General features: G+C 63.0%; 18 protein-coding genes and 1 riboswitch. Of the genes, 5 read left to right on the top strand and 13 right to left on the bottom strand.

All coding sequences use genetic code 11. The features are described 5' to 3' along the window. Window position 1: 1 nt before the first annotated feature. From GJV18_RS14470 to GJV18_RS14430, 9 genes are all read right to left on the bottom strand, one after another. Window positions 2-214: a cysteine-rich CWC family protein gene (locus tag GJV18_RS14470; RefSeq protein WP_160346799.1), complete on the bottom strand. Its 213-nt coding sequence runs from the start codon at window positions 212-214 to the stop codon at window positions 2-4. After that, a complete protein-coding gene (locus GJV18_RS14465) occupies window positions 211-1,683 on the bottom strand; it encodes a sensor domain-containing diguanylate cyclase (protein ID WP_160346797.1) in 1,473 nt (490 codons plus the stop codon). The genes GJV18_RS14470 and GJV18_RS14465 overlap by 4 nt, the downstream gene beginning before the upstream one ends. A gap of 228 nt (window positions 1,684-1,911) precedes the next feature. Continuing rightward, entirely contained in the window at window positions 1,912-3,726 is a 1,815-nt protein-coding gene (gene atzF / locus GJV18_RS14460) for an allophanate hydrolase (protein ID WP_160346795.1), read from the bottom strand. A 176-nt stretch (window positions 3,727-3,902) separates the two neighbouring features. Continuing rightward, the gene (gene uca / locus GJV18_RS14455) at window positions 3,903-7,586 is read right to left on the bottom strand and encodes an urea carboxylase (RefSeq protein WP_160346793.1); all 3,684 of its coding nucleotides are present in this window, start codon (window positions 7,584-7,586) and stop codon (window positions 3,903-3,905) included. 156 nt (window positions 7,587-7,742) lie between these two features. Continuing rightward, a complete protein-coding gene (locus GJV18_RS14450; protein WP_160346791.1) occupies window positions 7,743-8,378 on the bottom strand; it encodes an urea amidolyase associated protein UAAP2 in 636 nt (211 codons plus the stop codon). An 11-nt stretch (window positions 8,379-8,389) separates the two neighbouring features. Beyond that, a complete protein-coding gene (locus GJV18_RS14445) occupies window positions 8,390-9,118 on the bottom strand; it encodes an urea amidolyase associated protein UAAP1 (protein WP_160346789.1) in 729 nt (242 codons plus the stop codon). A gap of 10 nt (window positions 9,119-9,128) precedes the next feature. Next, window positions 9,129-9,923, bottom strand: coding sequence for an ABC transporter ATP-binding protein (locus GJV18_RS14440; protein WP_160346787.1), 795 nt, complete (start codon window positions 9,921-9,923; stop codon window positions 9,129-9,131). Next, window positions 9,920-10,735: an ABC transporter permease gene (locus GJV18_RS14435; protein WP_160346785.1), complete on the bottom strand. Its 816-nt coding sequence runs from the start codon at window positions 10,733-10,735 to the stop codon at window positions 9,920-9,922. Before GJV18_RS14435 ends, GJV18_RS14440 begins: the two co-directional genes overlap by 4 nt. 133 nt (window positions 10,736-10,868) lie before the next feature. Further along, complete coding sequence (locus GJV18_RS14430; RefSeq protein ID WP_160346784.1) at window positions 10,869-11,936, bottom strand: putative urea ABC transporter substrate-binding protein; 1,068 nt, start codon at window positions 11,934-11,936, stop codon at window positions 10,869-10,871. A gap of 67 nt (window positions 11,937-12,003) precedes the next feature. After that, a riboswitch (guanidine-I (ykkC/yxkD leader) is annotated at window positions 12,004-12,113 on the bottom strand. Between the two features lie 309 nt (window positions 12,114-12,422). On the opposite strand from GJV18_RS14430, the gene GJV18_RS14425 reads away from it, so the two are divergent. After that, on the top strand, window positions 12,423-12,872 hold the full coding sequence (locus GJV18_RS14425; protein WP_160346782.1) for a hypothetical protein: 450 nt from the start codon (window positions 12,423-12,425) through the stop codon (window positions 12,870-12,872). Here GJV18_RS14425 and GJV18_RS14420 read toward each other — a convergent pair. After that, a complete protein-coding gene (locus GJV18_RS14420) occupies window positions 12,869-13,792 on the bottom strand; it encodes a LysR family transcriptional regulator (protein ID WP_160346780.1) in 924 nt (307 codons plus the stop codon). The genes GJV18_RS14425 and GJV18_RS14420 overlap by 4 nt on opposite strands. A gap of 97 nt (window positions 13,793-13,889) precedes the next feature. Between GJV18_RS14420 and GJV18_RS14415 the strand changes: the two genes are divergently transcribed. Both GJV18_RS14415 and GJV18_RS14410 read left to right on the top strand, forming a co-directional pair. Then, window positions 13,890-15,677: an alkyl/aryl-sulfatase gene (locus GJV18_RS14415; RefSeq protein ID WP_160346778.1), complete on the top strand. Its 1,788-nt coding sequence runs from the start codon at window positions 13,890-13,892 to the stop codon at window positions 15,675-15,677. Between the two features lie 175 nt (window positions 15,678-15,852). Then, entirely contained in the window at window positions 15,853-16,107 is a 255-nt protein-coding gene (locus GJV18_RS14410) for a DUF1145 domain-containing protein (RefSeq protein WP_160346776.1), read from the top strand. A gap of 110 nt (window positions 16,108-16,217) precedes the next feature. Here GJV18_RS14410 and GJV18_RS18780 read toward each other — a convergent pair whose 3' ends face one another. After that, window positions 16,218-16,856, bottom strand: coding sequence for an ion channel (locus tag GJV18_RS18780; protein ID WP_178113456.1), 639 nt, complete (start codon window positions 16,854-16,856; stop codon window positions 16,218-16,220). Between the two features lie 151 nt (window positions 16,857-17,007). Between GJV18_RS18780 and lapG the strand changes: the two genes are divergently transcribed. Further along, window positions 17,008-17,661: a cysteine protease LapG gene (lapG, locus tag GJV18_RS14400; protein WP_233280194.1), complete on the top strand. Its 654-nt coding sequence runs from the start codon at window positions 17,008-17,010 to the stop codon at window positions 17,659-17,661. 22 nt (window positions 17,662-17,683) lie between these two features. Further along, window positions 17,684-19,618: a cyclic di-GMP receptor LapD gene (gene lapD / locus GJV18_RS14395; protein WP_160346774.1), complete on the top strand. Its 1,935-nt coding sequence runs from the start codon at window positions 17,684-17,686 to the stop codon at window positions 19,616-19,618. A gap of 279 nt (window positions 19,619-19,897) precedes the next feature. Here the strand turns inward: lapD and GJV18_RS14390 are convergent, their stop codons facing one another. Together GJV18_RS14390 and GJV18_RS18740 are read right to left on the bottom strand one after the other, a co-directional pair. Beyond that, on the bottom strand, window positions 19,898-20,236 hold the full coding sequence (locus GJV18_RS14390) for a tryptophan synthase subunit beta (protein ID WP_160346773.1): 339 nt from the start codon (window positions 20,234-20,236) through the stop codon (window positions 19,898-19,900). 65 nt (window positions 20,237-20,301) lie between these two features. Further along, on the bottom strand, window positions 20,302-23,295 hold a 2,994-nt coding region (locus GJV18_RS18740), incomplete at its 5' end, for a cadherin-like domain-containing protein (protein WP_160346771.1).

Raw genomic sequence — 23,295 nt, 5'->3', positions numbered from 1 at the left:
GTCAGTCGTGTGCGTCTGCTGCAGGCCTTGCCAGGCCCATGGCGCAGCGCGGGCAGAGGCAGGCTTGCGCAAGCGGGTCCTGGGGCAGGGGCGGCAGCACTGCCGGGTCTATGGTGGCGGTAAAGCACCAGCACTGCTCAACCGGCTGCTCACGCCCTGCCTGGGCGCACTGGTTGGCGGCGCCGCAACGCGGGCAGCGTTCGCCCGGTGTCATGCGGTTTCTTCGCACAGGCGGTTGCGCCCGGCCTGCTTGGCCCGGTACAGAGCACGGTCGGCGCGGGCGATCAGCTGGTCCAGGCTGTCGTCTCTGTGCAGCTGGGCCAGGCCGATGCTGGTGGTGATGGCCAGATCCTGGCCCTGATGGCTGAAGCCGCTTTGCTCGACCTGTTGGCGCAGTTTTTCCCCCAGATCCCGGGCCTGGGCCGCACTTGTGTCCTTGAGCAGCAGGATAAATTCCTCACCGCCCCAGCGGCAGATAATGTCGGCCTGGCGCAGGTTGTCGCGCAGGCGCTGGGCAAAGCCGCGCAGTACCTCGTCGCCGGCCAGGTGGCCGTGGCTGTCGTTGAGCTGCTTGAAGTTGTCGATATCCAGCAGCAGGGCGCACAGCGGGCTGGCATTGCGCCGCGCTTCCTGCAGGGCCTGGCTGGCCAGCAGATCGAAGCCGCGGCGGTTAAGCAGGTCGGTCAGCAGGTCGGTGGTGGCCATGGCGCTGATGCGGCGCTGGTAGCGGTGCAGGGCGACGCTGACCAGGGCGATCACGATCAGGGTCACCAGCAGGCAGATCAGCAGATTCAGGTACAGCGACTGACGGATATTGGCCAGGGCGCTGTTCTCGTGCTTGTCGACGAACAGGTACCAGTTCAGCTCGGGGATAAAGCGCACGTTGAGAAAGTGATCGCGACCCTCTTCGCGGTATTCGAAGCTGCCGCTCTTGGGTGTGGCCAGTTGCTCGCGCAGGCTTTCCAGGGCCGGCAGTTCCAGCAGGGTCTGGCCACTGCGGGCGCCCATGGGGCCGCCTTCGGCGCCGGTGAGGACAATACGGCCATTGCGGTCGACAAAGAACACGCTGCGCTGGTAACGCTGCTGGTAGGTGTCGATCAGCTGCACCACGGTATCCACGGTCAGGCCCACGCCGGCGGCGCCAATAAAGTTGCCCTGATAGTCGAGTACCTTGTAGTTGATGAATACGGTCAGGCGATCCTGGTTGGCCATGTCCACATCGACATTGATTTCGTAGGGCTCGGCCATCTCGCGTACGCGGAAGTACCAGCTATCGCGCGGCTCATCTTCCTTGACCTGCTTGAGTACGCCCTTGGCCTGGTAATAGGTGTGGGTCTTGTCCGACACGAAGAAGCTGGTGACGGTGCCATAGTGCGCCTGCACTTCCTGCAGGTAGCGAATGATCGGCAAGGCCTCCTGTTCGCCGGCCAGCACCCAGTCACGCAGAAAGGTGTCGCGGGCCATCATCGACGAAATCAGGATGGGGCGTACCAGGTCCTTCTGGATTTCCGAGTAGACGTTGTCCGAGGTCAGCGGCAGTTCGGTGTGGATGATGCCCGCGCGGATCGAATTAAAGGCGCTGTAGTAGCTGACCAGGGAGGTGGCGAGAAAACCGCAGCCCAGCAGTACCAGAAGGAACAGCAGCAGTACGCGCTGACGGGTAGGCGGGGCAGTACGGGCCATGGAGGACTCGCTGGCGAAGTGATGGCGCTATTGTAGCCGTGGCCTGCCGGCTTGTGCCGGCGAATGCTCAGGGCTTTTCCGCCATTTTATGACTGTTGCCCCCTGCACCTGGGGGCTGTTGCCCTTTCTCGCGGCAACGCGCCTCGCGATAAAACGGCAACAGACCCTGGCAGGCTGCACCACTTGCCTGCCCAGGGGCGCGCTCAGCTGCGCGCCCTGGCACAGGGCTTATGCCTGAGGCTGCAGGCTGCGTAGATAGGCGCGCCAACCGCCAAAGTGGCTGATCGGGGTGGCGCCTTCCAGGCCATAGGGTTCGCAGATAAAACCGCTTTCCCAGCTGCCATCGGCCAGCTGCACCTTGCCCAGGCCCAGGGGCGCCGGGATACCGGTGAGAAAGGAGCCCAGTTCGCTGCTCGGTAGCTCCCAGACTTCCACGGCGATGGCCACGCCGCCTTCGCCGACTCGGACCATCCCAGGCCGCAGCGGTGGGCCACCGGCCAGGGCGTAGAGCTGATAGTGGGGGGCGCTCTGGGTGGCAGCGACCAGCCGGCCGCCACGCTGCTTGAACTGCCAGTTAAGCGGCAAACCATCCAGATGGGCGCCACACACCACCAGGCGCGCCTTGTCATGGCGGGCGAGGTTGCTTGGCTCGTTCAGATCCAGGCGGCGTTCGCCGGCCAGGGGCAGGTTGTGCTGGCGCTGCAAGGCGTCGGCCAGGCTGAGCAGGTACTGATCGGTCAAGGCGCGGCCGAACAGGGTCACGCCCCAGGGCAGGCCGTTGTGCATAAAGCCCGCCGGCACCGCCACGGCGGCATAGTCGAGCATGTTCATAAAATTGGTGTAATGACCCAGGTCCGAGTTGCGCGCCACCGGCTCGGCCTGCAGTTCGGCCAGGCTCACCGGGCGCGGGTAGGCCGGGGTCAGCACGCAGTCCAGCTCGGCGAGCATCCGGTCGCACTTGGCCTTGAGCGCCTGCAGACGGTACTGGGCGCGGAAGGTGTCGACGCCGCTGACGCTCGGCGCCTTTTCCAGCACGGCCTTGATCACCGGCAGCACGGCATCCGGCTGCTGCTCGATCAGGGCGCCTGCGATGCTGTAGCGCTCGGCCACCCAGGGCCCTGCATAGAGCAGGCGGGCGGCTTCAAGGAACGGCGCGAAGTCGATTTCGATGGCTTCGCCGCCGAGGGCCTTGAGCTGTTCGATAGTCGCGGCGAACAGCGCCGGGCTTTCGGCGCAGCCGAGAAACTCCAGCTGTTTTGGCACACCAAAGCGAAAGCCCGGGCGGGGGGCGCCGAAGGCACAGGCATCATTCCACAGTGGATTGCGGCGACTGTATTCATCGCGCCCATCCAGCCCGGCGGTCAGGGCCAGCAGCTGGCTGGCCTCGCGCGCCGTGGCGGTGAAGTAGGTGACGCAGTCCAGGCTGCGGCACGCCGGTACCACGCCGGCGGTGGAGAGCAGGCCCTTGCTCGCCTTGAGGCCAACCAGGTTGTTCAACGCCGCCGGCACCCGGCCGCTGCCGGCGGTGTCGGTGCCCAGGGCAAAGCTGGCCAGCCCCAGGGCCACCGCCAGGGATGACCCGGAACTGGAGCCGCCGGCCGGGTAGGCCGGGTGCACCGAGTTGCGGCAGGCTCCATAGGGCGAGCGGGTGCCGTTGAGGCCGGTAGCAAACTGGTCGAGGTTGGTCTTGCCCAGGGGAATCGCACCCAGGGCCAGCAGCTGTTCGACCAGGGTGGCGCTGCGCTCGGGCACATAGGCAAAAGCCGGGCAGGCAGCGGTGGTGGGGATACCGGCCAGGTCGATATTGTCCTTGATGGCAAAGGGCACGCCGTAGAGCGGCAGCTCACTCGGCGACTTGCCATCCAGCGCGGCCAGATAGGGCTCCAGCTCCGCTGCGCTCAGCAGATGGATAAACAGATTGAACTCGGGGTTAAGCGCCGTGGCCTTGTCGCGCAGGGCGGCGATCAGCTGGCGCGGGGTCAGGCTGCCGCTCTGATAGGTGGTTTTCAGGGCGCCGAGGCGTAGATCGAATAGGTGTGGCATATGTCGCGTCCTCTGTAGGGTGGATGGCGCTTTATCCATCCACCGTTGATGCCGTGGCATCGCAAATTTGGGCGGCCGGCGGCCGCTTGGTGGATCGGTGAAGCGTGATCCACCCTGCGCTTGGCGTTCAGTTCGTGGGGTGGATGACGTTTTTCCATCCACCACTCGGGTCAGCTTCAGGCCTCTTCCAGCACCACCACCCGCTGCCCGGCGCGCACCGGCGAGCCGGGTTGCACGCGCACCTCGCGCACCACGCCATCGCGGGGGGCCAGCAGGGGGATTTCCATCTTCATCGACTCCAGAATCACCAGCATATCGCCGGCCTTGACCCGGTCGCCTGCACTCACCTGGACTTGCCAGAGGTTGCCGGCGATATGGCTTTCGATGCTATGCAGGCCGGCACCGAGTGGGGCGTCTTCGCCGATATCGGCGGCCACTTCCTCGCTGTCGAAGTGGGCCTGGCTGGATTCGATCCAGCGCTGGCGCTCGGCGTCGAAGGCTGCGCGCTGCTGGCTGCGGAAGGCCTCGATGCCCGCAGCCTCCTGGTCGAGAAAGGCCTGGTAGTCGGCCAGGGCCAGTTCGCTGTGCTCGATACGCAGCTCATAGCGGCCCAGGGGGAAGTCGCGGCGGATACGCAGCAGCTCCTCCGCCGACACCGGGTAGAAGCGGATCTGGTCGAAAAAGCGCAGCAGCCAGGGCTTGCCATCGAAGGCGGCCACTTCGCGGTAGCGGTTCCACATCTGCAGGGTGCGGCCGACGAACTGGTAGCCACCGGGGCCTTCCATGCCGTACACGCACATATAGGCGCCGCCGATGCCCACCGAGTTCTCGGCAGTCCAGGTGCGCGCCGGGTTGTACTTGGTGGTGACCAGGCGGTGGCGTGGGTCCAGCGGGGTGGCCACCGGCGCGCCCAGATACACATCGCCCAGGCCCATCACCAGATAGCTGGCGTCGAACACCGTGCGATGCACCTCATCCAGATTGGGCAGGTCGTTGATGCGGCGAATAAATTCCAGGTTGCTTGGGCACCAGGGCGCGTCCTTGCGCACCGTGGTCATATATTTCTCGATCGCCAGCTGACAGGCTGGGTCGTCCCAGGACAGCGGCAGATGAACGATGCGCGACGGCACGCGCAGGTCTTGGGTGGCGCAGACGGCGTCCCATTCGCCGGCGACGATATCGAGCAGCGTCTGCAGGGGCAGGGTTTCCGGTTGGTAGTGCACCTGCAGCGAGCGAATGCCCGGCGTCAGGTCGATCACGCCGTTGAGGCTCAGTGCTTCCAGTGCCTGCATCAGTGCATGGCCACGGAAACGCAGCACCAGATCCAGCTCCGCCGCGCCGATTTCCAGCAGCAGGTGGGTGTCGCCGGAGAGGCGCGCCACCAGGCGTTTATCGTCTGCGCCGATATCGAGGACGATGGGGGAAGCTAACATCGAACTGCTCCCTCTCCCATTTATGGGAGAGGGTTGGGGAGAGGGGCTTTGGGTGTTTTCAAGAGCCCTCTCCCCCGGCCCCTCTCCCGCAAGCGGGAGAGGGGAGACAAGCGCGAGATCCTGAACTTCTTCATTGCGTGCCTTGGCCAATTGCCTCGCGCTGGCGATATCCACCGGGGCAAAGCGCACCTTGTCGCCGGCCTTAAGCTGCCCCAGCTGCCACAGGTCGGCCTCGATAATGGTCACCGGGCAGACAAAACCGCCCAGGCTGGGGCCGTCCGGGCCGAGGATCACTGGCATATCGCCGGTAAAGTCCACTGCACCGATGGCATAGGGATTGTCGTGGATATTCGAGGGGTGCAGGCCGGCTTCGCCGCCGCTGTCGCGCACCCACTCGGGCTTCGGGCCGATAAGCCTTACGCCAGTGCGGCTGGAGTTGAAGTGCACTTCCCAGTCGGTGGCGAAGAAGGTCTCGATATAGGCCGGGGTAAAGTATTCCGGCGCGCCGTGGGGGCCGTAGATCACGCGGATTTCCCGCACGGCAGGCAGGGCGCTGCACAGCTCATCAGGTAGTTGCGCATCGGCTTGGCGGTCGGTCAGAGCCGGGATATGCAGCACATCACCGGCGCGCAGGGCGCGGCCGCCGTGGCCGCCGAACTGGCCAAGGGTAAAGGTGCTTTTACTGTCGAGATAATCCGGCACCTGCACACCGCCACGCAGGCACAGATAGCTGCGTGCCCCCGCGCCGGCAATGGTGCCCAGGCTTAGGGTACTGCCGGCCTTGATCAGCAGGGCGGTATTCAGTGGCTGCTCGATACCATCGACGCTAAGCGGAATAGACGCACCAGTGACCGCCACCACTGCATCGGTGTTAAAGCGCAGGGTCGGGCCGCTCATGGTGACTTCCAGGCCGGCAGCGCCTTCTGCATTACCCAGCAGACGATTGCCCAGGCGCAGGGCGCGGCTGTCCATCGGCCCAGAGGGCGGTACGCCGACGGCCCAGTAGCCGAGGCGACCGGGGAAGTCCTGCACGGTGGTCTGGGTGCCGGCGCTTAGCACCTCGAAGGTGTTGGCCTGGTAGACCAGGCCTTCCAGGCAGCGGGTCCAGGGGTTACCACTGGCAAAGGGCGCGTCGGTAAGGATCTGGCGCAGGTACTGGCTATTGGTTTCCACGCCATAGAGCAGGGTATCGGCCAGAGCCTGATTCAGGGCGGCGCTGGCGGCTTCGCGGTTATCGGCCCAGGTAATGACCTTGGCGATCATCGGGTCAAAGTAGGGCGGGATCTCGCAGCCGGCTTCGACCCAGGTGTCGATGCGCAGCGCCTGGCCATCGGCCTTGGGAAACTCCACGGCGGTCAGCAGACCGGGGCTGGGCTGGAAGTCGCGGCCCGGGTCTTCGGCATACAGCCGCGCCTGGATGGCATGGCCGCTGGGCTTTAGGGTTTTCGCCAGTTCGCTTAATGGTGGTAGATCGCCGGCCGCCAGTTCGATCATCCAGCGCACCAGGTCGACGCCCCAGACCTGTTCGGTGACTCCATGTTCGACCTGCAGGCGGGTATTCACTTCCAGGAAGTAGAAGCGCGCCGCCTCGCTGTCGTAGACAAATTCCACGGTGCCGGCGCTGCGGTAGCTGACCGCCTTGGCCAGCTTGATCGCCGCCGCGCACAGTTCCTCGGCCATGCCGGCCGGCAGGTTCGGCGCTGGGGTTTCTTCCAGCACCTTCTGGTTACGGCGCTGCACCGAGCAGTCGCGCACGCCCAGGGCTATGACTTCCCCGCAACCATCGCCAAATACCTGCACTTCCAGATGGCGGGCGCGCTGGATGTATTTCTCGATAAATACGCCGCTGTCGCTGAAGTTGTTCTGCCCCAGGCGCTTGACTGCCTCGAAGGCCTCGGAGAGCTCGGCGGCCGAGTGGCATACGCGCATACCGATACCGCCACCGCCGGCGGTGCTTTTTAGCATCACCGGGTAGCCGACCTGCTCGCCTGCGAGCAATGCAGCATCGAGGTTTTCCAGCAGTTCGGTGCCTTCCAGCATCGGCACGCCATGCTGCTTGGCCAGGGCGCGGGCGGTGTGTTTCAGGCCGAATACCCGCAGTTGCTCCGGCGTCGGGCCGACAAAGGCGATGCCGGCGGCCTCGCAGGCTTCGGCAAAGGCGGCGTTCTCCGAGAGAAAGCCGTAGCCGGGGTGGATGGCTTTGGCGTCGGCCTGCTTGGCGACGGCGAGAATCTTCTCGACCACCAGGTAGGTGCCGGCGGCCGGGCCTTCGCCGAGGCTGAAGGCTTCATCGGCCTGCTGGATATGCAGGCTGGCGGCGTCGGCTTCGGAGTAGACGGCCACGCCCTTGACGTCGAGCTGACGAAGGGTGCGCAGGATGCGGCAGGCAATGGCGCCACGGTTGGCGATCAGCAGTTTGTCGAACATTCGAGGTGTCCTCGAAAGAGGCGGGCCGTCCCGCCGGTAGTGATGCGCCCTATGGTCGTCCATAGGTTGTAGGAGCGGGCCATGCCCGCGAAGAGCGTTCGCGGGCATGGCCCGCTCCTACAGGTCTGGTTGCAAGCTTTTCGTTTTTTAACCTGCTCAATCCCATACCAGCACCTCGGCCGGGGTCGGGTTGTAGCCGTTGCAGGGGTTGTTCAGCTGCGGGCAGTTGGAGATCAATACGATCACATCCATATGCGCCTTGAGCTCGACGTACTTGCCGGCGGCGGAGATGCCGTCTTCGAAGGTCAGGCCGCCTTCGGGGGTGACCGGCACGTTCATAAAGAAATTGATATTGGCGCCGATGTCGCGCTTCTCCAGGCGACCATCGTGCAGGCTCGCGCGAAGAAAGTTGTCGCGGCAGCTGTGCATATAGCGCTTGTCCAGGGCGTAGCGCACCGTGTTGCTTTCCTGGGCGCAGGCGCCACCGAGGGTGTCGTGGCGGCCACAGGTGTCGGCGGTGATGCTCAGCATCGGCCGGCCCAGGTTGGAATACAGCACGCTGTCGGTGCTCAGGTACACGCGGTTCTGTTTGCGCAGGGTGCGCTGCGCGTCATAGCGCTCGCGCGGGTTCTGCGCACTGTAGAACAGGGTATCGACCGCCTGGTTGCCTTCCAGGTCGAGCAGGCGCAGGGTCTGGCCGGCTTTAACTTCACAGAGAAAGGGCTCGCCGGCGCCGATGGTGGCGCGGTACACCGCCGCTTCCGGATGCTTGTCGCTTGAGATAAGAGTCATGCTGGCAGGCCTCACAGATACAGACGTTCGGTGTTATGGAAGCCGCGGGCGTTTTCCGCGCGTGAGGTGCGGCACAGCACGCTGATGCCGTCGCTTTCGACCTTGTGCCAGGACAGTTGCAGCGGCTTGGGCGAGTAAACCGGGTTGGGGTCCATGGGGTGTTGCAGGGCGGTGAGCGCCACCAGGCAGTCCATCGGTGCGAACAGCTCGATATGGTCGCCGGCCTTGGAATTGCCCGGTTGGAAGTGGAAGCAGCCATCGCTGTCCACCGTGACTTTGCTAAACAGGTTCAGGCACATCAGCAGGTCGGCAAGGCCCAGATTCCACTTGCCCATTTCCACCAGCAGGTTGTCCACGCCGTTGCGAAAGAAACCGTTGCGCAGCTGCTGATAGCTGCCCTGGCCGTATTTCTCGGCCACTTCCTCGGCATTCAGTACGCCGCCAAAGCTGTCATGCCAGCCGCAGGTGTCCGTGGTAATGGCGGCCAGCACCCGCCCCATATCCGAATACAGGCAGTGGCCGGCAGTCAGCTTGGCGGTGTGCTGGCACTTCAAGGTGTCGGGCAGGTTCAGCCGTTCGCTTTTCTCCGCCGCATTGAGCAGCAGCAGGCTGGCATTGGCGCCGCCTTCGATATCGGTGATGCGCAGCAGCTGGCCGCGCTTGAGGACAAAGGAGGTGTGGCCGCCACCGGGTATGAGTTCCTCGTACAGGGTGGGGCGCAGGGTCAGTGCAGCGGTCATGGCGAGCTCCTTACAGGGCCGGTTGCAGCTTGCCGGCGATATGCGCGGGCAAGCCTTCGACGGCGGCGCGCTGGGCGCGGCGGTCGCTGTTCAGGGGAATGTCATAGGTGATGCGCGCACCGAAGGCGTTCGGCGCATGGGGATCGAGGCGGGTCTTGTCGAACACCAGCAGGCGGGTGCCGAGGCTAAAGCCCTCGCTGAGATCGTGAGTGACCATAAACACGGTCAGCTTGGTCTCGTGCCACAGCTCCAGCAGCAGGGCGTGCATGTCCTTGCGAATGCCCGGATCGAGAGCGCCGAAGGGCTCATCGAGCAGCAGCACACGCGGTTGCATGGTCAGCGCCTGGGCAATCGCCAGGCGTTGCTGCATGCCACCGGACAGGGCGCTGGGGTACTTGTCCAGGGCATGGCCAAGGCCGACTTTGTGCAGGATCACCGCAGCCTGTTCGCGGGCCTCGCGCTTGGCGGCGCCAAACAGCCGACCGAGCAGCTTGGATCGTGGCAGCTCCAGACCGATGGCGACGTTATCCAGCACGCTTAGATGCGGAAACACCGAGTAGCGTTGAAACACCACGCCACGGCTGCTATCGGGTTCGCCGGCCAGGGGCTCGCCCGCGAGCAGGATCTCGCCGCGGCTGGCGCGCTCCTGACCCAGCAGCAGGCGCAGAAAGGTCGACTTGCCGCAGCCGGAGGCGCCAACCAGGGTGCAGAACTCGCCTTCGTTGATGCTTAGGTTCAAGCGCTCAAGCACGACTTGATCGCCATACTCCTGCCACACATTCCGGACTTCGATAAAGGCGCTCATGATTTGGCCCCTTCATACCAGGGAAAGCACAGACGGGCGGTCTGGCGCAGGCCCAGGTCCATCAGCCAGGCGAGCAGGGTGATCCACACCACATAGGGCAGGATGACGTCCATGGCCATATAGCGGCGCACCAGAAAGATCCGATAGCCCAGGCCGTCGGTACTGGCGATGGCCTCGGCGGCGATCAGAAACAGCCAGGCCGAGCCGAGCACCAGGCGCAGAGCGATCAGCAGGCGCGGCAGCAATTGCGGCAGCACCACGCGCAGGATCAGGGTCCAGGTACTGGCGCCCAGGGTCTGCGCCTTGATCAGGATTTCCTGGGGGATTTCCCGAGCGCGCTGCTCCAAGTCACGGGCCAGGATCGGGGTGATGCCGATGACGATCAGCATCACCTTGGACAGCTCGCCCAGGCCAAAGACGATAAACAGGATCGGCAATATCGCCAGCGGCGGCACCATCGACAGCACGGTGAGCAGCGGCGACAGCGGCGCGCCAAACAGCGGGATGATCCCGGCGGCGATGCCCAGACACAGCCCGGCTATTGCCGCAATGCCGATGCCCATGGCCAGCCGCTTGAGGCTGGCGGCGCTGTCCTGCCAGAACAGGTAGTGGCCGCTGCGCTTGTCCTCGGTAAAGGCCAGGCGATCGATGGCCGCGACCATCTGGTTGGCGCTGGGCAGCAGCTTGTCGTTGGCGTTGTCTGCCAGCCGCGCGCTGGAGGCGCTGAAGTAGACAAGCAACAGCAGCACAAAGGGCAGCAGCATCAGCAGCAGGCGGCCGCCGCGCTGCGGGTGTCGGTTGATCAGGCGCATAGTGATCTCGTCGTGCGTAGGGTGGATCGGGGCGCGTAGCTGGCGCTTTTTTCATCCACCATGGAGGCGCGAGGTGGTGGATGGGTGAAGCGTCATCCACCCTACGAGGTGCCGTTTACGCAAGGGCGTTTGCTTACAGCGTGCCGTCAGCCGCCATCTGCATAAACGAAGGATCGAAGCGCAGCTTGAGATTGCCGCTGTCGCCGGTGATCACGTCCTTGGCGAAGCTCATGCCGATGGCGTCGCTGCTTTGCGCGCCCTCACCCAGCAGGCCGTGACTGAAGGAGAACTCGGCCACCTTGGTCATGGTCGCCGGCAGTTTCGGGCTGGTGGCGAAGGCCACGGCATCGCTGGCCGAGTAGAACATCTTGGTCGCCGCCAGCTGCGCCTCGTAGCCGGCCAGGTCGGTGCCGGAGGCCTTGGCCATATGCTCGCGGGCGGCAAGGCCCTCGGCCGAATCGCTGCCCATGGTGGCCATGATTTCGTACCAGGCACCGGTCAGCGCCTTGCCGAAGGCCGGGTTGTCCTTGAGGGTGTCGCTGTTGACCACCATCAGGTCGATGATCTCGCCGGGGATCTGGCTGGAGTCGAACACCTTGGTCACTCCGGGGGTGGCTTCGATCTCGGCCAGTAGCGGGTTCCAGGTGGCCACTGCCTGTACGCCGTCGGTGGCGAAGGCGGCGACCAGGTCAGCGTCGGAGGTGTTGACCACCTTGAGGTCACGCTCGCTCAGCTGGGCGCGCTCCAGGCCACGGGCCAGCAGGTAATGGGAAACCGACAGTTCCACCAGGTTGACCTCCATGCCCTTGAGGTCGGCCAGGGTCTTGCCTTCGCCCTTGAGCACGATGCCGTCGTTGCCGTTGGAGAAGTCGCCGATGATCAGGGCGGTGGAGTCGATGCCGCCGGCTGCCGGGATGGTCAGGGCGTCCATATTGGTCATGGTGCAGCCGTCGAACTGGCCGGCACTGTACTGGTTGATCGACTCGACGTAGTCGTTGATCTGCACCACATCGATGCTGATGTCGTACTTCTTCGCCCACTTGTCGACGATGCCGGAGGCGGCGCCGTACTCCCAGGGCATCCAGCCGGCGTAGATGGTCCAGCAGACGCTGAAATCGCTTTTCGGCGCGGCCTGGGCGCTGCAGCTGAGCGAGACGGCCAGGGCGGCGGCGAGGGTGGAGAGCAGACGGGGCTTACGCATGGTGGAACCTCCAGTTCGAAAGTGGGCGGGCAGGAGTGCGCGGCGGTTTCCCCATCACTGGGGCGCGTTCTCCCGGGCTTTTATCCCGCCGTGTAACCTCGAAGGAGGTCGCCAACTCTCGGACCAGTCAGCCGTCGATCCGCTGATCGGCAGCCCGGAACCCTAGTCGGCTATTGCAAATTGTGGTGCCGCGATCCCGCCAGGGCGGGTTGTTCCTGCACGTCTTACCCATAGCGAGCATCGTGCCAGTTATACGCAGGCCTTCTGCAACGGGGCTTAAGCGCTGTCCGTGGACGTGGGTGGGGTGTCTGTTGCGCTGTTCTGGTGCGCCATGTAGCCGGTGTGCCGCATTGCGGGGCGATTGCCGTCGGTCGGTTGCCCTGGGCGGGCTGCAAGCGAATGACAAGGGCTGTTGTCATAGCAGGTGGGAGTGATCCTGGTTGTCGACAGCCGTCGACGTCTTACCTGCGGTCGAAGGAGGCCGCCATGTTATTCAAATCCATGCTGATTGCGTTGTTGGGTCTATTTATGAGCGGCTGTGTTGCTTACGGCGGCAGTGGTCATGGCTATCGCGGCCATGATCGCCATTATTCGACCACCTACTACCAGGTGCCGCGCCAGACGCTATATGTGGTGCCGCACTACTACCGGCACGACAAGCATCGCTATGAGATGCGCCGGTATGACGGTCGACGCTATGAGGGTGACTGGCAGGCCCCTCAGCGTTACAAGTCGGCACCCGCGCCGCATCACTACCAGCCTTATCCGCACCCGCAGCGTCATATTCAGCGGCAGGCCGGTTGGGATGAGCGCAGGCATGAGCGGCCGCGTCAGTATCATCAGGATGACCGTCGGCAGCACCGGCAAGACCGCCAACGCTCTGGCGACTGGCAGCGCAGAGCCGAGCGCTCCGAGCGTGAATGGCGGCAGAACTAGGTTTTTGCGGCTTCAGACGCCAGGCTGAAGCTGCGCTCCGCTTGGTAGATCTGCTCCGTCATAGCTTGCGCTGCAGGTGACAGGCTATGCCCGGCGCGGCTGACCAGGCCATAGGCCGATTGTTCGCTGAGTAACCCGCTCTGCAGGGGCAGCACGGCCAGGCGCCCGGCCTGGATATCCTCGGCCACCACATCCCAGGGCGCCATGCTCAGTACATCGCTATCGGCTACCAGGGTTTTCAGCAGCATAAAGTTATCGCACTGAATGCCCAGCGGTTGTTCGCGGCCGCTGAGCTTGCGCAGTGTCTGCTCCACCGCCAGGGGTAGCTGGGTGCCGGCCAGGGGGTAGTCGAGCAGATCGCCCAGGCCGAGTGTGCGCTGTTGCAGCAGAGGATGGCCCGGGCGGCAGAACAGCACGCCAGCGTGGCGCTGCAGCGGCTCGATGCAGAGCAGGGGATCATCCTGCAGTTCACGGCTGTCGGCGACAAACAGTTCGATGGCGTCATTCAGCAGGCTGTCGCGCAACGCCTTCCAGTTGGCGATCTGCACCTGCACCCGCACTCCCGGATAGCGCTGGGCCAGGTTGCCGAGGGCGCGGGGAACCAACCGCGCCGCCGGGTAGGGGCCGCAGCCCAGGCGCAGCTCACCTGCTTGCAGATTGGCCAGCTGGCTGACTGCATTGCTCAGGGCGCGGCTGCCGGCCAGCAGGCGACGGGCATGCTCCAGTACCAGCCGGCCGTGGGCGGTCAGGCTGATGCCGCGGCTGTGGCGGTCGACCAGCACGCAGTCCAGGCTACTTTCCAGGGCCTGGATGCTACGGCTTAGGGCCGGTTGGCTAAGGTGCACGGCTTCGGCGGCGCGGGCGAAGTGGCCGTGTTCGGCGAGGGCGACAAAGTGGCGGAGCTGGCGCAGGTCGTTCATGCGTTACTTGCATCATTGTTGGTTTTGGAATGCATTGGAATTATCGGTCTGGATTGGCCAATCTGCCAGCACTGCCAATAACAATGAGCGCCTGCCCATGTTTTCACTCAATCGAACTGCCGCCGTGCTGCTGAGCCTGGCCTTGCCCATGGCCGGCCATGCGGCCTTGCCTGACGAGCAGATCAACGCCTCGATCCACCCGGAGCTGGCCGAGCACAGCAAACACTTCACGCAACAGGTCTACCAGGTGGCCGGCAACGTCTATTCGGCGGTGGGCTGGCAACTGGGCAACGTGGCGATGATCGAGGCGCCGGAAGGGCTGATCATCGTCGACACCGGCGAGGCGGTCAGCGAGTCGCGCAAGATCATGGCCGAGTTCCGCAAGATCAGCGACAAGCCGGTCAAGGCGGTGGTCTACACCCACTTCCACCCAGACCATATCAACGGTGTGAAGGCCTTCGTCACGGAAGAACAGGTGCGCAGCGGCGAGGTGCAGATCATTGCCCACGAAACCCTGCTGGCCAATGTGGTGGCCCAGGGCGCGCTGGTCGGGCCGATTCTTTCGGTGCGTTCCGGCTACAGCTTCGGCGCCGGCCTGCCGGACAGCGACCACGAACAGATGAATGCGGGGATCGGGCCGCTGGCAGTTGTAGAAGCCTCGACCTTTATCGCGCCGACCCTGACTTTCAAGGACAAGCTCGACACCCGCATCGCCGGGCTGGATCTGCAGTTCCTGCATGTACCCAGCGAAGCGCCGGACGAGATCACCGTCTACCTGCCGGATAACCGCGTGCTGATCAGCGCCGAGGTGGAACAGGGCCCGACCCTGCCGAATATCCACACCCTGCGCGGCACCAAGTTCCGCGACCCGGTGCAGTGGGTCGAGAGCCTGGACAGGCTGCGTGAATACCGCGCCGAGCATATGGTGCCGCTGCACGGCCGCCCGGTCAGTGGCCAGGATAAGGTCGAGGAAGTGCTGCGCATGACCCGCGACGGCATCGCCTATATCCACGACCAGAGCGTGCGCTGGATAAACAAGGGCCTGACCCCGGACGAGCTGGTGGAGAAGGTCAAGCTGCCGCCACATCTGGCCGGCTACACGCCTTACCTGCGCGAGTACTACGGCACGGTGAAACACAGCGTGCGGCAGATCTACAACGGCTACCTGGGCTGGTTCCAGGGCGACCCGGTGGCCCTCGATCCGCTGCCGCCGAAAGACAAGGCCGAACGGCTGATCGCCTTGATGGGTGGCCGGGAAAAGCTGCTGCTGGCTGCCGGTGAGGCCTACCTCAAGGGCGATCACCAGTGGGCTGCCGAACTTTCCAGCTACGCCATTCAGGTGGATAACGAGGACAAGCTGGCCCGCGATATCAAGGCGCGCAGTTTCCGCAAGCTGGGTTACGCCAGCATGAATATCAACTGGCGCAACTGGTACCTGATGAGCGCCATGGAACTGGAGGGCCAGTTCGACGGTGACGAGGTGCAGCAGCTGGCCCAGGACATGCGCAGTGCGTTTCTCTCCCCGGACATGCTGAAGAACTTCCCGGCGCGGATCTTTTTGCAGAACTGGATTACCCGAGTCGACCCGGAAAAAGCCCATGATGTCGAGCTGACCCTGGGCTTTGACTTCCCGGATATCGGCGAGCAATGGGCTCTAGAGGTGCGCCGTGGCGTGGTGCAATTGCATAAGGGCATCCCCGAGGGCACCAGGCTTAAACTGACCCTCGACAAGACCTATCTGGACACCGTGATGAGTGGCGAGAATGGCCTGCTCAAGGGCGCGCTGCTGGGTGATGTCAAGGTTGACGGCAATCTGCTGGAGCTCAGGACCTTTCTCGGCTGCTTCGATTTCGAGGATGCACCGATTGCCCTGACGCTGCGCTAGGTGCACGGCAGCCCGTTTGGCGGGTGCGTACGGCGCACCCTACGGACTGCGAGTTGCGGCTGTAGGGTGCGCCGTGATTAACCTGTAGCGGCCGTGCGCTCAACCAAAGTCCAGCGGCTCTTGGGGCGTGAGCGCGGCAGACTCGGTGGTGCCATTCAATAACGGAGACCCCGCTATGCATCTGCTGAGTTTTGCCAAGGGCGCGCTGGCCATGTTCTGGCTGCTGGCGCTGGCCAATCTGTTCGTGCCCCTGGGCGAGGCCTGGTTCTGGCCGCTCAGCCTGGCCGCCGCCGCGGTGTTGCTGGCCCATATCGGCGAGGTGCTGCTGTTTCGCCGGCGCCTGCAGAGCCGTCCGCAACCCTGGCTGGAGCGCCTGCAGGTACTGCTGTTTGGCGTGCTGCATATTCAGGGGTTGCCGCCCAGGCGCTGAGTCAGGCTCAGGTCAGGTGATGTGCCGCGGGTCCTTTTAGGGGCTTGAGCCGCGATTTTCGTGGATAAATCCGTTCCTACGAAGTGTTAGCCGTTAATTAAGCGATCACCTCAAATATCTTCCTCGCGGTCGCTGATCAGCATCAGGCTGCGCGCCACTGCAATGGCGATAAACATCACCCCGGCCACTGCCTCGGCGCCCGCCAGCAGGCGTGCGGCCGGGGCCAGGGCATGGATATCGCCGTAGCCCACGGTGGTCAGGGTGACCAGGCTGTAGTAGACGAAATCATCCAGCTGCAGGGCGCCGCGGTCACTCCCGAAGGCCTCCGGTACCAGGCCGTTGATGATCTGATAGGCCATGGCAAAGGCCAGCGCCAATTGCAGATAAAAAGCCAGCAGGCCGTAGATCAGCTCGCCCGTGACCGGGCGCTCATGAATGACCCGGTGAAACAGCGAAGCCACCATCGCCAGGTAAAAGACAAACAAGCCCAGGCCATGACTCAGGTTGGCGGGGAGTCCGATCAGCTGTTCCAGCGCCAGTAGCAGTAGGTTGGTCAGGCCCAGGATCAGCACCAGGCTGAAGAACAGCCTTTTATGGCGCAATGTATTGATGGCGGTTATCACCAGCAGCAACAGCGCCGTCCATTGCAGCCACAGCGGTGGCTCTGGCCAGCCCATTACGGCAGTCAGCAACACGCTTGCGCCAAACAGCAGGCGCAGGCGAAAACGCATGAGGAAATGTTCGATCACAGGCAGGCTCTCCGCTTTGCTCGGCGCAGTCTGAACAGGGCGGCCCGGGCCTGTCCAGCCCGTGATTGCCTTTTGCCAGTCAGGCCCGCACCATGGCGCCCGTCTTGTGAGGGAAGTCTGGTGTGCAGTGGGGAGTCGCGAAGTCGTGCGGATGATGCCCGGCAAGGTCGGGGTGGCGTTATTGCTGCTTGCCCTGACGCTGGGCGGGTTGCAGGCCGCCTGGGATTTCAGCCAGATCAGTCGCCGCGCCGAGCAGCTCTACGGTCCCCTGGGCCAAGGGCGCGAACGCATCGAGTCGTGGCAGCGCCTCCTGCAGGAGCAGGGCGGTGCCGAGGAGCTGGCGCAGCTCAAGGCCGTCAATCGCTTCTTCAACCTGCGTGTGCGCTTTCGTGACGATAGCGAGGTGTGGCGCGTGCAGGACTACTGGGCCACCCCGGTGGAGGCGCTGTGGCGCGGTGCCGGTGATTGTGAAGACTACGCCATCGCCAAGTACATCAGCCTGCGTCAGCTCGGCGTGGCCAGCGACAAGCTGCGCATAACCTACGTCAAGGCGCTGCGCCTCAACCAGGCGCATATGGTGTTGACCTATTACGCCCATCCCCAGGCCGAGCCGCTGGTGCTGGACAACCTGATCGACGCCATCGAGCCGGCCAGCCGGCGCCCCGACCTGCAGCCGGTATATGCCTTCAATGCCGAGGGTGTATGGGTGCCGGGCGCGGGTAATGGCCGGCAAGTGGGTAACAGCAAGCAGCTGTCGCGCTGGCAGGACCTGTTGAAGAAAATGCGCGCCGAGGGTTTCCCTTGAGCGGGCCTGTTAGGAGTCATTGATGTCATTGTTCAAGCAGCTGTTTATCGCCATCTGCGTGCTGCTGCTGGTGAATTTCACCGGCAGCTTTCTGGTCAGCGTGGAGAGCTCCCGCGAGCAGCAGGTCAACCAGTTGCGCGCCCATGCCCAGGATGCGGCCACGGCCCTGGGCCTGTCCCTGAGCCCCCATGTGAATGATGTGGCGATGATCGAGCTGATGGTCAGCTCGATCTTCGACAGTGGCTACTTCGAGAGCATCCGCGTGCTCGATCCAAACAGCGGCGCGCTGCTGGTGGAGCGCAGCGGTGTGCCGGTGACGAGTGAGGCGCCGCAGTGGTTTGCCGATCTGGTGGACCTGGCGCCGGCCCGTGGCGATGCCATCGTCAGTGACGGCTGGCGCCAGGCCGCCCATGTGCAGGTCACCAGCCATCCGCTGTTCGCCATCGGCAAACTGTGGCAGAGCGCCCTGGGCAACCTGCTCTGGCTGGCCCTGAGCAGCCTGCTCTGCGTGGCGCTCGGTGTGTTGCTGCTCAAGCGCCAGCTGCGCCCGCTGGACTATATGGTCGAACAGTCCAATGCCATCGCCCGCCGTGAGTTTCTCAGCCTGGCCGAGCTGCCCAAGACGCCGGAGTTTCGCCGGGTGGTCAACGCCATGAACCAGATGGTCGGCAAGCTCAAGGCGCTGTTCGCCGAGGAGGCGGCGCGCAGCGAGGTGCTGCGGGCCGAGGCCTACCAGGACAGCCTCACCGGCCTGGCCAACCGGCGCTATTTCGATCTGCAGCTGCATGCCCGCCTGAATGTCGACGAGCAGGCCTGCAATGGCTACTTGTTGTTATTGCGGGTCAACGACCTGGCCGGACTCAACCAGCGCCTGGGCGGCGCGCGCACCGATCAGCTGCTGCAAGCCATTGCCGAGCAGCTGCGTCTGCTGAGCCATGGGCGCTTTGTCCTGGCGCGCAATCGGGGCGGCGAATTCGCCCTGCTGGCGCCGGGGCTGGCCCATGACGAAGCCGTGCAGCTGGCCGAGCAGCTGGAGCAGGCCCTGTTCAGCCTGCAGCAAACCGGCGCCAGCGATTGCACGCCCGTGGCCCATATGGGGCTGGGGGCATTCTCTCCGGGTGAATCGGCTGACGAACTCTACCGCCTGCTGGATGCGGCCCTGGCCCAGGCTGCCACGCAGGCCCAGTCATGCTGGGCGCTGGCAGGCCAGCCAGGGCTGTCGGCGCCGGTGGATGAGCGCCATACTTGGTATCAGCTACTTGATCAGGCTCTGGAGCAGGGCGCTCTGCAGCTGTTCGCCCAGCCTGTGGTGCACACCGATCAGCCACAACAGGCTCTGCATCAGAAGATTCTTGCCCGCCTGCGTGATGAACAGGGCACGTTGATTCCGGCCGGCCGCTTTCTGCCCTGGGTGGAACGCTTCGGTTGGGCGGCACGTCTGGACCTGGCCATGCTTGAACAGGTGCTGCAGCGTATGAGTCACCAAGAGGGCCAGCTGGCTCTGAGCCTGTCCGGCGCCACCGTGCGTCAGCCCCAGGCCCTGGCCCAGCTCTACAGCTTGCTGCAGCAGTACCCGCAGTGCGGCCCGCGCCTGACCCTGGAGCTGGACGAAGACCAGTTGCCCGAACAGGATGCCCTGGAGGCCCTGACCCAGCGCCTGCGCAGCCTGGGTTTTGCCCTTGGTCTGCAACACTTCGGCGGCCGTTTCAGCATGATCGGCAACCTGGCCAAGCTGGGCCTGGCCTACCTCAAGGTGGACGGCAGTTATATCCGCGCCATCGACCAGGAAGGCGACAAGCGCCTGTTTATCGAAGCCATGCAGCGCGCCGCCAACAGCATCGACCTACCGCTGATCGCCGAGCGGGTGGAAAGCGAAGGGGAGTGGCAGGTGCTGCGCAGCATGGGCATCGAGGCCGTGCAGGGCCGTCTGTTTGGCGAACCGGGGCCCTGGGCTTAATCCGGGCCCAAACGAGTAGGAGCCAGCAAGCTGGCTCCTACAGGGTGATTCGCTGTGCCGAGGTTTTTAGAGCCTTTTTACGATCTCGCGAGCTAGAGCCCTGCAAGGCGCTACGCCAGTAACAACCATCGGCTGGTCAAAACGGCGAGGAAGCGGAGTGTACGAGCTGTACATGAGCATTACTCGTTTCACTCGCCCTTCGGGCCAGCCTGCGGCTGTTACTCCTGTTGGTCGTTGCTACGCAGCAGGGCCGACGCGCAGCAGATTGTAAACAGGTTCTTAGATCAGCTCCGACTCATCATCATTTATCAACCGATGCAACCCGCCCAAGGCATCCCGCGCCTTGCTGCGGCCCACCAGCTTGCTCTGCGCCGCCTCCGGCAGGTCGGTGATACGTACCACCCCCTTGCGGATCAGCACCGTGATCAAGTCTTCCAGGACCCGGATCATATCCAGGTCGCTCTGTTTCAACTGGAGCAGGCTGCTTTCGGCCGTCTGGTTGGCAAACCAGGCCTGAGCCTCCTGGCTGTCAGCCGCCAACTCGCCATCCATGCCCTCGAAAGGCGCCGCCTCGACCTGCAGCAGGTTGCCGTAGGTATCGCGCTTTACATACAACATCGACCGCTCCTTGCCTGTTGAACCGATAAGAACCCCGCCACCTTATGGTAGCGGGGTTCTTGCCATCAGTTGTGGTCGATCTTAATCAGCGGATCGGCACCGGCGATCAGCGAGTTGACCAGATCAGCCTGGCTCAGGTTGCCAGGGTTGAAATTCAGATTGCTGCCACTGCCATTCTCCAGCCTGATGGTTACATCAGCATTACTGCCGCTGGCGTTGAGCACCCCCGTACTGCTGATCAACAGTGTGGATGTTGCAGTGTCCACGCGCAGGTAATTGAGAATATTGCCGTCATTCTCGCCTTGCAGCAGATCGTGCAAATCAATGCGGTCACCTTCGCTGGCGTTGAAGTCCCGGACAATATCCCGACCACCCGCAGTGTTCAGATCACCGCGTTGCCAGAGGAACAGATCCTTACCTGTACTGCCAGTCAGCGTGTCGTTACCGAGGCCACCGCGCAGAATGTCGTCTCCGGCTCCGCCATTGAGAATATCGTTGCCGGACTCACCATTGAGGAAGTCATTCCCTGCATCGCCATTCAAGGTATCGTTGCCAATCCCGCCGTAAAGATGATCGTTCCCGGCACCGCCGTTGAGTGTGTCATTACCGACGCCGCCGTAGATCAGGTCATTACCACTACCGCCGTTAAGGGTGTCATCGCCGTTGTAACCCCGAATCAGGTCATTGTTCGCAGTTCCGGTAAGCGTATCGTTGCCAGCGGTCGCGTTGGTCAGTGTATTGCTGGTTTCATTGATGGTGATGCTGAACGATTGCGAACTGTTAGCAGTGTGGTTATTGGTTGTTTCTGTAGCAGTGCCGGTCAGCGTCAGGTTCAGCGTTCCGGTGTAGCCAGCAGGTGGTAGCAGATGCAGGTTGTTCAGGTCGCTGGCGCTTAGCGTCCAGCTGCCGTCGCCATTGTTGGTCCCCGCGCTCAGGCTAGCGCCAGTCGGAAGTCCCGACAGGACGAGGCTCAGAGACTCTGAACCATCCTTGTCGACCAGTTGTGCTGCAAGTGATAACGCAATAGGCGCGCCGTAAAGCGTTGTGCTTCCACTCTGGGTGAAGTTGGTATTGGTAAGCGACAGAGACGAGTCTTTGAGGCCGTCGCGACCATTGAGTACCAGCCAGCTGAAGCTGTAGTTGCCACTTTGAGTCGCGGTATAACTGAATGTCCCGTTACTGGTGAAGTTCGGAAACTTAGACTCTGATGAGTCCACCAGGAAGGCATTACGATTACCTGCCGGGTCTGTCACGAGCAACACGACCAAGTCGTTGTAACCACCCTGTACTTCGCTGGCGAGGTTCTCGCCATTAGTGAATGAGTAGTTCCAGTTAACTGTTGTGCCGTTGACCAAGTTGTAGTCGGCATAGGTGGCTTTACCGTCTATTACGTCAACGTTGCCTGTGTCATTAACGTTCGGCCCGGTCGGGTTGAAGCGGTTGTCCAAGTAGCCTGCAGCCAGACCAAGCTCTGCCTCCAGATTGGCTTGCGAAATACCATCGCCTGCGTTGAGAGCCGCTGTGTTGATCGGTGTATCGGTGTTGCCCGTTGAAATGACAGTGGCTCCAGGGTTGAGCACAAAGATGTTCGACACTGGCGAGATCAATGGTGCATCGGCTTGAGGTGTGACAGTCACGCTTAGTTGGGCGCTGGAGGTACCGCCTTTGCCATCACTGATGCTGTACTGAATCAGTGCTGTGCCACTGAAATTGCTGGCCGGCGTAAAGCTCAGGGTGTTATCGGCGTTGACCACCACAGTACCGTTACTGGCTGTTGCCCCTGTAACGATCAGGTTGTCGCCATCGACGTCAGTATCATTAGCCAGCACATTGATGGTAACGGGTGTGTCTTCATTGGTTGTAGCGCTATCGGCAACTGCCGCAGGTGCATCGTTGACCGCTTTGACGCCGACCGTCACCGTTGCAGTGGACAGACCACCCAGGCCATCACTCACGGTGTAAGTAAAGGTGGCCGCACCGTTGTAGTTGGCGTCAGGGGTAAACACCACGTTGCCGCCAATCAGCGCGACGTTGCCATGCGTCGCTCCTTGCACGCTGATGATGCTGATCGGGTTGCCATCCGGATCCGTATCATTACCCAGCAGAGTCGCTGGGCTGATGGTAAGAGCCTGATCTTCGTTGGTGACCAGGGCTGGGATTTCATTTTGCAGCGCACTGCCTCCCAGTACGCTGTAGGAGCCGCCTTGCGGGCGAAGTTCAATAGTCAGTTGAGCCGCGCCACCCTGATCCCAGTAGACGATTTCGATTTGCTGAGCCCCACCCTGTGGAACGGTAAAGGTCAGAGACTCTCTAGCGGTCGCACCTTGGTTGCCGTTGTATTCGGCAACAGTCTGACCGTTGATGCGGATGCTGTAACCATCATCTGCAGTGACGCGGAACTGATAAGTACCAGCGGCCAGGTTAACGATACCGTTGAGTTTGAGGATGGCATCGGAGGTATTTGCCGGATCAGTTGACAAACTGCCAGCATCAGCTTTGAGGAAGGTTTGCAGGCTGGTGCCGTTACCCAAGCCGTCATTGCTCACCGGCCCGTAGTTCAGGTTGGTGGCTGTGAAGGTGGCAGTAGGTGCGCGGCCATTGATGAAAGTTTCAACCTGGCTGAGGTTGGTCAGGTTGGCGCCGTTAGTCCCTTCGTTGTAGCCAAAGTACTGACCAACCAGCCCGGAAACCAGGTAGTTGTCGTTACTGGCAATTGGGTCACTATTGAGGTTCAGGCTGCCAGCACCACCTGCATTGCCGGCCAAATCGGTATAGCTACCTGCAGGTAGGCTGACGCTCGGCGAACCGCCTCCTGTTGAGGTGAAAGTCGCCGTCCAGACGGCAGGGTTACCTGTCGACTGCACGAGATTACTGATCGTGCCGCCTGTAGGAACGATGTCACCTGCTGTAAAGCCAGTGACCGATTCGCTGAACGTAAAGGTCAGTGTTGTGGCCTCCCCTGCCGACAGGTTGCTGTCGTTGGTGCTGATTACAACGCTTGGGCCGCTGGTGTCGATGGTGACTTCACCGCTGGTGATATCGGTGGCGGTGTTGCTGGC

Origin of the sequence: Pseudomonas xionganensis, from assembly GCF_009763245.1 — a bacterium.
Lineage (GTDB): Bacteria > Pseudomonadota > Gammaproteobacteria > Pseudomonadales > Pseudomonadaceae > Aquipseudomonas > Aquipseudomonas xionganensis.
Note: the sequence above shows the minus strand (reverse complement) of the source record. Positions and strands in the feature narration are given on the sequence as shown.

What these genes read in the sequence shown, in the direction of transcription:
- GJV18_RS14420 (WP_160346780.1), bottom strand. Translation starts at nt 13,792, where the DNA reads ATGAACGACCTGCGCCAGCTCCGCCACTTTGTCGCCCTCGCCGAACAC.
- GJV18_RS14435 (WP_160346785.1), bottom strand. Translation starts at nt 10,735, where the DNA reads ATGCGCCTGATCAACCGACACCCGCAGCGCGGCGGCCGCCTGCTGCTG.
- GJV18_RS14465 (WP_160346797.1), bottom strand. Translation starts at nt 1,683, where the DNA reads ATGGCCCGTACTGCCCCGCCTACCCGTCAGCGCGTACTGCTGCTGTTC.
- GJV18_RS14415 (WP_160346778.1), top strand. Translation starts at nt 13,890, where the DNA reads ATGTTTTCACTCAATCGAACTGCCGCCGTGCTGCTGAGCCTGGCCTTG.
- GJV18_RS14390 (WP_160346773.1), bottom strand. Translation starts at nt 20,236, where the DNA reads ATGTTGTATGTAAAGCGCGATACCTACGGCAACCTGCTGCAGGTCGAG.
- GJV18_RS14410 (WP_160346776.1), top strand. Translation starts at nt 15,853, where the DNA reads ATGCATCTGCTGAGTTTTGCCAAGGGCGCGCTGGCCATGTTCTGGCTG.
- GJV18_RS14425 (WP_160346782.1), top strand. Translation starts at nt 12,423, where the DNA reads ATGTTATTCAAATCCATGCTGATTGCGTTGTTGGGTCTATTTATGAGC.
- GJV18_RS14470 (WP_160346799.1), bottom strand. Translation starts at nt 214, where the DNA reads ATGACACCGGGCGAACGCTGCCCGCGTTGCGGCGCCGCCAACCAGTGC.
- uca (WP_160346793.1), bottom strand. Translation starts at nt 7,586, where the DNA reads ATGTTCGACAAACTGCTGATCGCCAACCGTGGCGCCATTGCCTGCCGC.
- GJV18_RS14440 (WP_160346787.1), bottom strand. Translation starts at nt 9,923, where the DNA reads ATGAGCGCCTTTATCGAAGTCCGGAATGTGTGGCAGGAGTATGGCGAT.
- GJV18_RS14445 (WP_160346789.1), bottom strand. Translation starts at nt 9,118, where the DNA reads ATGACCGCTGCACTGACCCTGCGCCCCACCCTGTACGAGGAACTCATA.
- atzF (WP_160346795.1), bottom strand. Translation starts at nt 3,726, where the DNA reads ATGCCACACCTATTCGATCTACGCCTCGGCGCCCTGAAAACCACCTAT.
- lapG (WP_233280194.1), top strand. Translation starts at nt 17,008, where the DNA reads ATGATGCCCGGCAAGGTCGGGGTGGCGTTATTGCTGCTTGCCCTGACG.
- GJV18_RS14450 (WP_160346791.1), bottom strand. Translation starts at nt 8,378, where the DNA reads ATGACTCTTATCTCAAGCGACAAGCATCCGGAAGCGGCGGTGTACCGC.
- lapD (WP_160346774.1), top strand. Translation starts at nt 17,684, where the DNA reads ATGTCATTGTTCAAGCAGCTGTTTATCGCCATCTGCGTGCTGCTGCTG.
- GJV18_RS14430 (WP_160346784.1), bottom strand. Translation starts at nt 11,936, where the DNA reads ATGCGTAAGCCCCGTCTGCTCTCCACCCTCGCCGCCGCCCTGGCCGTC.